Consider the following 12783-nt stretch of genomic DNA (forward strand, 5'->3'; position numbering starts at 1 on the left):
TTGTTTCCCTAGTTTGTAGTCGCTAGTTCCTAGCCTGAGAGCAAGAGAGCCTGTTGCCCGTTACCCGTGTCCTCTTTCTTCTAATAACGGGGTTCCGAGTTTGGAGGCGGTGTTCTATGCGTTAAAGCCTAGCACGAACTGCTCATACTGGAATAGAAATCACAAACTCCGAACCCTGCCCCAAGGAGGAATTCACCACTAATGTACCTCCATGTTTTTCCACAACAATTTGGTGGGCTATAGACAATCCTAATCCGGTTCCTTGACCCACAGACTTGGTTGTGAATAAGTGGTTAAAGATGTTTTCCTTGACTTCATTCGACATCCCCACTCCATTATCCTTAATGCGAATTAAAACCTGATTTTGGTCTTTGCTCAGAGCAGTTTGAACCGTGATTTGATTAGGTCTGACTTTAATTTCCTGAAAAATGCGTCCCTTATTTGACTCCTCCAGAGCGTCAATGGCATTTGCCAGTACGTTCATAAATACCTGGTTTAACTGTCCGGGAAAACATTTCACTAAGGGCAAGTTACCATACTCTTTCACAACTTCAATGGCAGGGCGGAACTCGCTCGCTTTTAAACGGTGCTTGAGAATCAGGAGAGTGCTTTCGAGTCCGTCGTGAATATTGAAAGAAACTGGTCGATCGCTATCTGCCCTGGAAAACGTTCTCAAACTCGTACTGATATTGCGGATGCGATCGACTCCTTCCTTCATTGAGCCAATCAACTTGGGCAAATCTTCTCGCAAATACTCCAAGTCCATATCCTTAATTTCTGCTTCAATTTCCCCTCCCGGATTGGGAAAATTTTCTTGATACAAATCAATCAAATTGAATAAATCACCCACGTATTCTTGAGCAGGCTGCAAGTTGCCGGCGATAAAGCCTACGGGATTGTTAATTTCGTGGGCTACCCCTGCGACTAAATTGCCGAGAGCAGACATTTTCTCACCCTGTACCAATTGCAACTGCATCTGTTTGAGATCGTGGATAGACTGCTCTAGTTTTTGGGCGTATTCCTGGGATTGTTGATACAGTCTGGCGTTTTGTAAGGAAATTGCTGCTTGCGAGCACAGGATATTGAGGATGGCGACGCGATCGCCCGTGAATACCCCTGTTGCTAAATTATTTTCCAAATACAAAATCCCGATCATTTTCCCTCGCTCGCTGATGGGAGTGCAAAGCAGGCTCTGAGGTTGGTGTTGGATTATGTAGGGGTCAGATGCAAATCTTGGTTGATTGCTCGCATCATCAAAAATTAGGGTTTCTTTTGTACGTTTGACGTAGTTGAGCAGGCTCAGAGGAATTACTTCGCTCTCCTCAACCGGAATTGATTGCAGAAGGCAGTCTTGACGGTTTGTGCAGTGGACGTTGAGCCTCCAGTTTCCCTCTTCATTCAACATTAATGCTCCGCTTTGTGCTCCGGCATTCTTCACCACCACTTGCAGGAGGGTAGTGAGCAATTGATCGAGTTTAATTTCGCTAGATAGAGCTTGAGAAGCTTTGATAACTGTCGGCAAATCTACTAAGCCCCAACTGCTGGTGCTACCGATAATTGTTCTATTCGTGTTAGATACGGATGATTCACTATGGGTGGATGTGTGAATTGTTTCGCTCGACGAATTCTGGCGAGTTCGCTCTTGTTGCAGGATCACAGCAAGCAATTGAGGATAGCGCTGTTCTAGATGGTCAATCTTTGCTTTTGCTCCCCAACGAGCGTAAGCATAGTAAGCATCAATTAAATAGGGTTTTGCCAGTTTTTCTTTACCCCATTCTAAATAGAATTTAGCAGCTAGTTCGTGAGCAAGAGCTTCCTCGTTGATGTATTCGTTCTCTTTGGCGAGGGCAATAGCCTTGTCGTACATCTCAAGCGCTTCTATTTTTTCGCCTAACACCCGATGCCGTTCTGCCTCTACTAGATAGAATTTATGCAGATGATTCATGGGGGCATGATGTGCCCATTTCTGCATTTTTTCTTGATTAGCTTGTACTCGGTCGAGAAGTTTCTCTTGTTCTGAGTGTGGAGTGTCAGAATACACCGCCAACCGCACCAAAGAATCGTAGAAATGGAAAACAGGAACAACGGGCATTCCTATTACTGCATTTAAATAGTTCTCTGCTAGAGCGATATTATCAATCGCTTCTGAGTATTTTTCAAACCAATAACAAAGTAAAATTTTGTTTAAATATATGTATGCAACTCCCACTTTATCGTTCGCTTTCTGGTAAAATGGCAACTTCATCTGCTCATCACAGGCTTCACCCTTTAGAAGGTAGTAATTATCACTTCTCCCCAGCAAATTCAAGATAGCCTGCCAATAAATTTCTATATAATTAAGCGCTGTTTCTTGCTTGATTTTATGAATAGCATCTCTGTTTCTTGCTATCTCTCTTTCAAGGAGATTCAGTTCTTTGCCACTATAGTAACCTGAACAGGAAGACTGTAATAAATTATAGCCGGCATATTCTAAATCTCCTGCCTCCAGTCCGCTAGAGTAAGCTGACACCAAAGGCTCTAAGGTTTCCCTGAGATGCTCTTTGCAATGTCGGATAAATAAATTTACTATGAAGGCTGTCTTTGTTTTGATTTCTTGAGAATTTAACTTTGACACTAGACTTAAAGCCAATTGACCGAACTGATAACCTGAATCAATATCTTCCACAACTCCACAAAGAAGAAAACCATAATTGGCGTAAGCAAAGGGAGAAACAGAAGCATTCCCATATTGGACTGATAATTGTACTTGTTTGCACACAGTCAAAGGCAACAGTGCAGGAGCAGCAATGTATGCAGGAGCAAAGATACTTGATAAAAGTCTCATAGCTGCTAGTTTATAAAGATCGCTCATTTGAGGCAGCTCAATTAAGTCCTCAATTCGCGTTCCGCTCAAAATTGACCCGGTTTCCCCTAATGCCTGCCCAATATCAGACGGATTTGGCTCGCAGGGAAACTCTACCCCCAACTGTTTTAAAACTTGTAGTCCCGTATTCAGCGCTTCCTGTAACTTATTTTGCGCCATGTAAGCTTGCATCTGTACTTCATATACCTTCACTTTGTCCAGTAGCATTTTGGCGCAGCTTTCCACAACTGATGCCAATTCTTCCATCCGCTCAAAGTCACCGCTTAGATAGGCCGTTTCTGCTGCTTCGGTATGCAACGCTAATGTTACTTCGTACTGATTATGCCAACTATTTGCTGTCAGTAATTCCCTGCCAATCTTGAAATAGTCAACCGCAGCAGGATAGGCAGTAGCCGCTTTGGCTTTCTTTCCAGCAACCAGATTCAATCGTGCTAATTTCTCCCGTTCTGCCTCCGGGGTAATTAGCTCAACTCCCACATTTAAGTGATTGACAATATCAAAAATTCTTTCTTCTCGATCTGCTTCTGGCGTATTTTTTAACAGCAGTTGACCTATTTTTAAGTGAGTAGAGCGCTTTTGGTCTTCAGGAATGAGAGAATAGGCTGCTTGTTGGACGCGATCGTGTAAAAACTTATATTTGGGTAATTGGTCATGGGTAAATGATAATTGGTCAGTTTCCTTCCCATTACCGATTACCGCTTTGCTATTCCCCTCTGCTTGATAAAACTTATAAACTTCGGTAATGGGTAAAATTAGCCCATCTTCTAGTACCTTCCATAAAGCTGTTGCGGTTTCTACGGGCGAATTTTCATCAACAATTGCTAAAGTCCCTAAATCGAACTGATTGCCAATACAAGCAGCTAACTTTAAAACTTCCTGTGTCTGGGTTGGCAACTTTCGCAACTGAAGTGCCATAAATTCTACTACATCATCTGTTAGTGCCAAGGTTCGCAGTCGGGCAATATCGCACTGCCAATACCGCTCTTCAAAATTAAATTTAATTAGCCCATCTTCATGCAAAGATTTGAGGAATTGTGTGCTGAAAAATGGATTGCCTTGGGTTTTCTGATAAACGAGTTCTGTCAAAGGCAGAGCCAACGCTCTAGAACAAGCTAGAGTATCGGCTACTAAACTATTTACGTCGGCTCGATCGAGCGGAGCTAAGGTAATCGCATTCACCTTTGCTTCAGTTTTTTGAATATCTGCTAAGGTCAGCATCAATGGATGTGCTGGAAACACTTCGTTATCTCGATAAGCTCCAATTAATAAGAGATAGCAGTTATCGGTAGCACTCATCAGCAGTTTAATTAATTTTAACGATGCTGAGTCTGCCCATTGCAAATCGTCCAAGAAAATCACTAAAGGATGTTCTTTTGTTGTGAATAATTGAATAAACTTTTCCAATAACAAATTGAAGCGATTTTGACCGGCACTGCCAGAAAGTTCTGGGACTGGCGGTTGCGAGCCGATAATACGTTCTAGTTCGGGAATGACTTCAACTATCACCCCAGCGCTATCGCCCAAAGCTGCCAAAATTTTTAACTTCCATTCTTCAATTTTAGCATCTGTTTCTGACAGCAATTGTCCCATTAAATCGCGAAAAGCTTGGACAAATGCACTAAAAGGAAGGTTACGTTGGAATTGGTCGAATTTGCCTTTAATAAAGTATCCTCGCTGTCTCACAATTGGTTTGTGAACTTCGTTGACAACAGCGGTTTTGCCAATGCCGGAGAAACCGGCAACGAGCATCATTTCGGTGCTTCCCCCACTGACGCGATCGAAGGCCGCTAGCAGGGAGAACACTTCCCTTTCTCTACCGTATAATTTTTCTGGAAGAGTAAAGCGATCGCACAAATCTCGCTCCCCTATTTTAAAGTTAGTCAGCGTCCCTGTCTCTTGCCACTGGGATAAACAAGTTTCCAAATCAAACTTGAGTCCTAGGGCGCTTTGATACCGACCTTCAGCATTCTTCGCCATCAGTTTGCTGACAATCTCAGACAGCACCAATGGAACACTCTGGTTGATCGTTGAGGCTGGGATAGGTTGTTTGGCGAGGTGGCAGTGTACCAAATCCATTGGATCATCTGTTTGAAATGGTAACTTTCCTGTTAGTAATTCGTAGAATGTTACTCCTAGAGAGTAGAAATCTGTGCGGTAGTCAATACCCCTGTTCATCCGGCCAGTTTGTTCTGGAGATATGTAGGGTAAAGTGCCTTCGAGGATGTTAGGATTTTGAATTTCTTGGGTTTCGCGAGGCAGCAGGGAAGCGATGCTGAAGTCAATCAGCTTCACTTCTTTGCTGGTGGGGTTAATCAGAATGTTGGCGGGCTTGAGGTCTTTATGGATGACTCGGTGGCGATAAAGTCCGTCAAGGGCGTTGGCAATTTGAATGGCAATGGGAAGAAACTCGTTAACGGGCAAGCCTTCTAGAGGTTCGTTGTTATCGGATGTGAGACTAGCAAGGTAGTTACTTAAGGAAATTCCGCCAAAGTCTTCCATCACCAGAGCATAGTGGTTATGGTAAGTCTCCAGGCTGTATGCCTTAACACTGCCAGGGATATCTAAGTTTTTAGCAATGATGTACTGGTTGCGAAAATGAACCAGTTCGTTGAAGCGGGGAAAGTCATTTCGCAGCAGTTTGATCGCGACTGGCTGCCCATTTTCCGAGCGAATGCCACGATAAACTAGAGTTCGATTACCTGCGTATATTTGCTCGTTTATGTGATATCCTAGAACAAGATTTGTGATGCTAGTCATACCTACGTATTCCTACTACTTCTATAAAGCCTGAAGTTTCTGAGAGTTGATATCTACTATTGTCGCTCTATCTGCTGTGGTATTTATTCTATTACATTTTTCTTAATATACTTTGTGGTTCAACTTATGAAAGCACGAGTTTAAAACAATACTTGAATTGTTTATGTAAGAGCTGTTTATACTTGAGTTAAGACGAAGTAGAAAATGAAGGAGGCTAAGGCTGATTGAAGGACAGCAGTTGATAGAAGAGGAATCTAAGAGACTAATCAGGTACTTAAGAGTATTTTTGACACCGATGCTTGTATGCGATCGCCTATTAAATGTTAATCTATAGTTTAGGTGATAATTTAATGTCATTAATACAATTCGGGCGGAGCGTAATTTAAAGCTATAAGCAGAGAAAATTGAGTTTGTGTGTCAGATTTGGGATAAATAGGGATTCATGGGATCGCCAGCCGAATTATTTGTCGAGATGCCACAACAAGCTGCCCCACTCTAATAAGTGAATCAGGCATTAAATGCCAAAGTTCATAAGTAGACTATGGAAGTAGCCCAAGTCAATTATATTTTGCCACTCACATACTTACAATTACGAATTACCAATTACCCCTTGGATTTTTTTACTTCCAATACCTGCGCCAGTGAAACAAATTCTCCCACAAATTCTGCATAAAAGTGTTGCTGCTCAAGCGCTGCGACTCCCAAACAGCAGCAGTTTGACCGTTAATTGCCGAAAAACTCGACCAAATATAAGGAAGTTCGGCGATCGCCTCAACCTTCATCCCGTGACGCACAGCCAAGGCGATCGCGTGAATCAACTCAGCAGCTTGCGGCCCCACAATACTCGCTCCCAAAATCTCCCCGTTGCGACGCCCGACAATCTTACAAAAACCAGTTGTATCCCCCGACATTTGAGCTCTTTCAACATTCTTGAAATATTCCCGACAAACAATGAGATCGTCTCCAAAACGGCGCCTTGCTTGCGCTTCAGTCAAGCCAACCCTCGCCAATTGCGGGTCAGAAAAAATCGCCCAAGGAATCCCGCGATAATCTATTTGAAACATCGGCAAAAACAAAGCATTTTTCACAGCAACCGCAGCTTCGCAATTAGCGATGTGAGGGAACGGATAACCCCCAGCAAGATCGCCGATCGCGTAAATTCGGTGATTAGTTGTTTGCAGCTTTTCATTTAAAATCACCCCGCGATCGCTGAATTTAACCCCAGCCGCTTCGAGATTTAACGATGAAAAATTGTGTCCTCTACCGGCGGCCAGAAAAATCTCCTCAGCTTCGATCGCCCTTGGCCCAGCTTGAATCCACTTCTTACCATCAATCACCCTCGCTTGAGTCACCTCAGTAGCAGTCAGAATTCGCACTCCCTCAGCTTCCATTGCAGCTTGAACCAACCCAGCAGCCTCCCGGTCTTCTTTAGCCAAAATGTGCGAACTTTTCACTACCAAAGTGACAGCAACCCCCAGCCGAGCAAAAGTCTGAGCCACTTCAACACCGCTGGGATCTGCGCCAATTACAGCCAAACTTTTAGGCAACTGTGGAAGTTTTGCTAATTCCCCAACAGTTTCCGAAGTAAAAAAGCCAGCAGATGAAAGTCCTTCAATATTAGGAATCGTCGGCAGAGTTGGACAAGCCAGCAAATAACAGAGCGATCGCAATGAACGCCCGCCGACAACAAAAGCCAAATCCGGTTTCGCAACAAACTCGCCGTTGCCAAAAATAACATCGACCCCGCGAGCAGCCAAAAGGCCGAGAGAATCAATTTCTGACAAATTAGAAACAACATCATCTGCCCACTTGAGAACCCCCTCAAACCGCAATTTGAGCGGCATGGAGGAATTCGCGACTTCCCAACGCACCCCCAACTGCTGGCGGCTGATCTGCTGGGCAAAACGAGCAGCCTCCCTCAAAGTTTGGCTGTATCTCAAACCAAGGTCGATCGACTCTTTCCCCCCAGTCGGCGAATCTTGGGAATTACTTAGCGGTTCCACCAAAGCAACGCGAGCCGGGAAATTAGTTGCAGTCAAAGCAGCATAACGTCCGGCCGGAGTTCCACCAATAATCACTAAATCATAGTCAAGCATAAATAAAGAAGTCAGTTGTTAGCTATCTGTTAGTTATTTGTTATTTATTTATGAGTTATTTGTTATTTATTTATGAGTTATTTGTTATTTATTTATGAGTTATTTGTTATTTATTGTAAAGAGTCAACTGACAACTGACAACTGTCAACTGTCAACTGTCAGCTAACGAATAACTTCGGCAAGTCCAGCAATCAGCCGCAGATTGTCCGCCCTTGAGCGCACAGCCACCCGAAAAAACCGATCGCCCAACTCAGGAAAACTCAAACAATCCCGAATCAAAATCCGGTGTCGTTCCAACAGACTTTTTTGAATTGAAGAAACCGACATCGACGACTCAACCAACAAGAAATTAGCCGCCCCTGCAAAAGGCTGCAAACCCGGCAAATTAGCCAAACCCTCAAATAGCTCTCGGCGAGCAACAGGCAGCCAATCCCAAGTTTGCCGCTCAAAAACAGTATCTCGCACCACAGCAGCAGCAGCAGCAGCAGCCAAAGCATTTACAGGCCAAGGATCGCGCTGCTGCTGCCAGCGACGCAGAATATCGGGATGGGCGATCGCGCAGCCCAACCGCAGTCCCGGCAGAGAATAAAATTTAGTGAGCGATCGTAAAATCACCAAATTCGGAAACTCCTCAACAGCATCGATCAAAGTTTCCTGCTCAGAAGGCGGTAGAAAGTCCATAAAGGCCTCATCCACCACCACCATACCTAACTGCTTCAAATAAGGCAAAATCGCCTCCCTACCAAACAGCAAACCCGTAGGATTGTGCGGGTTGTTCAGGAGCAAACCTCGTCGATGATTGGCATCGAGAGCAAGAGGAACCGGGAGACGCAAAGAAGGGGAGACAAGGGAACGGTTAGAAACCGACAAATCATCCGTTACTAATCGGCTTCCAGCCTCCGCGTCCAACGATTTCAGTTCCAACTGAGAAGTTGCACCATTCTCGATTACTTGTTTAGGAACAGGCATCTTGACTGTTCCACAAGAAAATTCATCTCTTGTGGAATGGGCATCTTGCTCGTTCTTGACAATGGTGCAAGATTTAAGATCCAAAGGACATTTGAGCACCTGCGCGCCGAAAGCCGAAAGGGCCCGCGAGTAATCGCCAAAAGCCGGAGTCAGCAAATAAGTCGCCTCCAGCTTCGACAAATCCCAAGCCGCCCAAGTCAACAATTCCGCCGAACCATTCCCCGGCAAAATCCAATCCCGGTCAACATTCAGAGCCTCCCCCAAAGCAGTCCTGAGCTCCCCATAATCCGGGTCGGGGTAAGCCGTCAGACTGCTCAAGTGTGATTGAATCGCAGCCAGGGCCGACTCAGGAGGGCCCAAAGGACTGATACTCGCAGAAAAATCGAGAATAGCAGAGGGAGGGCAGCCTGCCAGTGCGGCTGCCCAAGCTAAATTCCCACCGTGTACAGGTCTAATCAAGACTCAGTTCGCCAGCTATTCCGCGTTTTTCGGCGGTGCAACTCTGTCCTTAAACAACTTCCCTGCGGAAAATGCAGGAACTCTGGTTGCCGGGATTTCCATCTTGTCGCCAGTTTTGGGATTGCGACCCTCGCGGGCCTTGCGTTCCCGCGACTCAAACGAGCCAAAACCGACCAGTGTCACCTTGTCGCCATCGGAGACAGCTTCCATGATTGCTTCGAGGGCGGCACTCAAAACAGCATCTGCCTGTTTTTTCGTCACGCTAGCCTTTTCCGCGACTGCATCAACCAATTCACCTTTGTTCATTGCGAACTCCTTCTGGATTTGCAAAATTACGTTAAACAGAGTTAGTTCAACTATTAGCCGTGAGTTATCAACTCGATTGAGGTGTGGATTGGGAGGTTTGGGTGGTGCCCGATTGCTCCCGTCCGCTTCCCCGAATCACAACTCCTGCTGAATACCAATTACCCTAGGATAATTGGTCAGAAAAGGAATTTTTGTTTCTAACTGCTGAAAACCCCACAGCATCTAATTTTCACTGCATTATTCTAAAGTCTTGCCGACCGTTATGGATCGGTGGAACCTTTAATTTATATGGAACTTGCTAATTTTTGTAATTAATCCCAAAATTTAGGTAAAAAAATACCACCTTCGAGAGAAGATTTCTCGCCTCGGTGGATTTGAAAGCATAAAAAAAGAAGAAATAGAAGGAATAAAATGTAATTTGTCAAGGGCTAAAGGAAAAGTTTTTTCCTTCTTCCTTCTTTCTTTCCCATCTTTCTTTCCCCCCTGGGGCAGGGCTGTTTCATTCTCCCGAAACCCGCCAGGGACTGAAGTCCCTGTCTCATAGCTGAAGTCGTTTGAAGACGACTGAAAGAGTGATTGATAGTCCTTTTGCATAGGACTAATGAGTTCTTTAGTCCTCTTTTAGAGGACTTTAGCTTTGAGGCAGGGGTTTCAACCCCTGTCGGACTGTCGGACTCAGGGGAAAGAGCGTGGAAGGTTGAGAGCAATGCCTTCTTCCACCGCCAGGGACTGAAGTCCCTGTCTCATAGCTGAAGTCGGTTTTAACCGACTCAAATACTAATTTTTAGTCCTCTGTTAGAGGACTTTCGCTGTGAGGCAGGGGTTTCAACCCCTGTCGGACTGTCGGACTGTCGGACTCAGGGGAAAGAGCATGGAAAGTTGACAGCAAGCCATTTTTCCTTTGTGCCTACTGTCTGGGCTGGACTGGCTGACTGCGCTGCAACAGTTGGCGGGCATCGGGACTAATGTTGTTTTGGTAGCCAAAGTTCGATCGATCGCTATCATCCAAAATCTGCGGAGTCAGCAATACAATCAACTCCGCCCGCTGGTTGCTCTTATTGGTTCTCCTGAACAGCGAACCGATAATCGGCAAATCTCCTAAAATCGGAATCTTGTTGGCTGTAACCCGTTCTTCATCGCGGATAATCCCCGAAACAATCAAAGTCTGACCGTCCCGCAGGCGAATTAGCCCCGATTGCAACGAACGCTCGCCCAGCAGCCTGATAGTATTCGTGTTCGCGCCCGTGGCCAGGTCTTGCTCGCCGCCAGGTGTCCTGATAATCGGGTTCACCCGCAGAGAGACAAAGCCATTATCGTCAATCCGATCGATCGCCACCCCCAACTGCAAACCAGCCCTGTCTTTGACAGCCGTCACCGTTTGGGTACTTGTATTTCCGGTAGTCGTCGTTTGCGACGTGATGTTAGTGATCACCTCATCAGTAATATTCACATTTGCCGTTTCTCCTTCTTGAACCACCAGAGTCGGATCGGTCAGGATTTTGGCATTCTGGCTCTGAATAGTGGCCTGCAACGCCGACAGGAACCTCCTCGGATACTGGAACGCCGGGAACAGGCCGAACTCTGCACTTCCCGAAGCGGTTGCCGAGCCAGGCTCGTAATCCGTAATTCCAACTCGCGTGGGGTCATTAGTAATTGGGGCTGTCGGTCGGAGGAACACACCTTTGGCGGCGGTATCGCGACCTTGACCTGTAAGCGGCACGATACGCCGGCCGTTCGCATCGTAGAAAGGCTCCAGGTCTGCTAAAGGGTTGCCGATGATCGGCCGACCGGTCAAGCTCCCATCGAGAGCGTTTGCATTGGGCGGATTGATGCCGCCAAAATTGAGACTTGCCGCCCCATTGTCATTGACAAAGAAACTGTTATTAATTCCGAAAGAGAAGCTGCTGCTAGTTCTGTTGTCTCCCAACAAGTTTATATCGATCACCTTGACGTTGACAGCTACTTGACGGCGGCGCAAATCTAGCTGTGTCAAAAAAGCCACAGCCATGTCAACTTTGCGCGGGTCTCCCACCAAAGTGATGGAATTGAGCCTAGAATCCGCCAGCACCGACAGTCCCCTCAGCAAGAGCGGGCCGGTGCCTTCCCTAGCGCCGATCGCCTTAATGTCGGGTTCCCGAATTTCCACATCCCGCGCCGCATTTCCCTGGCCCACGCTTTGAATAGTCACCCGAGTAATCGGCAGTTGAGTTTCCGCGCCTTGAGCGCTCAAAAAGTTAGCTGCATCGGTAGATCTGACTTGATTGAGTCGCAGAGTCCGAATGATTATATTGCGCGAGTCGATCGGCAAGCTAGTCCCTACAAAAATCGTCCGCCCCTGGCGGTTAGCTTGTAATCCGCTGAGCCGCAGCACGTAATTAAAGACATCTTGCACCGACTCATTTTCGATGTCCAAAGAAATCTTTGGCCCTTCATCTGAGCCAGAGGCTCCTGGCTGACCAGGCACTGCGGGCTGGCCCGGTTGAGCAGGGGCCCCGCCGCCTGTAAAAGCAATGTTCAAGCCAGCAGCGCGGGCCAGCAGAGCCAAAACGTCCCGGACTGGGGCATCCCGCAGCACCAAGCGGGGGATGCGTTCTCCCGAACTCAGTTCAATATTTCCCGCGCCGGGGGCGATGTTAGACACCGCGATATCTCCCAAGGGCGGCGCCACGGCCCGCGGCTGGAAAGGCGCAGCCTGATTTGTCTGGGATTGTATTTCGCTGGGGAGGGGGGGGCGATCGTTTCTGGTAACACTAACTTCTGGATTTGGCAGCAGCACGCCTGGGTTTTGCGAGGTGCGGACTTGGGGAGCCGGCCGGGGAGCTGTTTGGCTCAGCGGCAGTCCCGGAGGCGGAGGGGGTGGAGTTTGGGCAGACTGTGCTGTGCCACCCTGTCCGGCAACGCTGAGGACGATGCTTTGGCCTTGTCCCGGAACAATTTGTCCGTTGGGAACTCCGTTGCTGCCGGCTACCACAACGCGGATGCTGTTAGCCTCTACCTGGGTTATTTCTACTGAAGAAATTCCCGGAGCGGGGTTATCTTGACGGAAGCTGTTGCCTTGTGGCAAGCGGAGCTGGGTGTTGATAATTGTGGCTTGGTAAGTATTGCCGTTATTGATGGCGAAAACTTGCGGGCGATCGCCCTTTTCTGTCGCCATGACAATATTTACGCCATTATTACCTTGACTTACTTGCACTCCTGTGACTTGAGTCGGCACTGCCAAGACGGGGGCTTGGGCGATCAGAACTCCTGCAACGCTGCATAAGAGTCCTCCACTTAAACGTAGATGCTGTTTCACGTTCTCTCCTCAACTACAATTTGTATTTGTTGTTCGCA

The 12783-nt window shown here is 46.7% G+C and carries 5 protein-coding genes; all 5 read right to left on the reverse strand.

Annotated features, from left to right (window positions below):
- Window positions 1–142 precede the first annotated feature (142 nt).
- The 5 genes from QUA77_RS18915 to QUA77_RS18935 all read right to left on the reverse strand — a co-directional run bounded on the left by QUA77_RS18915 (window position 143) and on the right by QUA77_RS18935 (window position 12745).
- Window positions 143–5620: an AAA family ATPase gene (locus QUA77_RS18915; RefSeq protein ID WP_333451778.1), complete on the reverse strand. Its 5478-nt coding sequence runs from the start codon at window positions 5618–5620 to the stop codon at window positions 143–145.
- A gap of 620 nt (window positions 5621–6240) precedes the next feature.
- Entirely contained in the window at window positions 6241–7716 is a 1476-nt protein-coding gene (locus QUA77_RS18920; RefSeq protein ID WP_333451780.1) for an NAD(P)/FAD-dependent oxidoreductase, read from the reverse strand.
- A gap of 162 nt (window positions 7717–7878) precedes the next feature.
- A complete protein-coding gene (locus tag QUA77_RS18925) occupies window positions 7879–9144 on the reverse strand; it encodes a threonine-phosphate decarboxylase (protein ID WP_333451782.1) in 1266 nt (421 codons plus the stop codon).
- A gap of 15 nt (window positions 9145–9159) precedes the next feature.
- Window positions 9160–9468: an HU family DNA-binding protein gene (locus tag QUA77_RS18930; protein ID WP_278187376.1), complete on the reverse strand. Its 309-nt coding sequence runs from the start codon at window positions 9466–9468 to the stop codon at window positions 9160–9162.
- Window positions 9469–10357: 889 nt separating this feature from the next.
- Window positions 10358–12745 carry an AMIN domain-containing protein gene (locus QUA77_RS18935; RefSeq protein ID WP_333451784.1) on the reverse strand — a complete coding sequence of 796 codons (2388 nt, stop codon included), beginning with the start codon at window positions 12743–12745 and terminating at the stop codon, window positions 10358–10360.
- Window positions 12746–12783: the final 38 nt, after the last annotated feature.

This window comes from Microcoleus sp. K5-D4, from assembly GCF_036704575.1.
Taxonomy (GTDB): Bacteria; Cyanobacteriota; Cyanobacteriia; order Cyanobacteriales; family Microcoleaceae; genus Microcoleus.

Coding starts and splice junctions, on each gene's coding strand:
- QUA77_RS18915 (WP_333451778.1), bottom strand. CDS start 5,620: ATGACTAGCATCACAAATCTTGTTCTAGGATATCACATAAACGAGCAA.
- QUA77_RS18920 (WP_333451780.1), bottom strand. CDS start 7,716: ATGCTTGACTATGATTTAGTGATTATTGGTGGAACTCCGGCCGGACGT.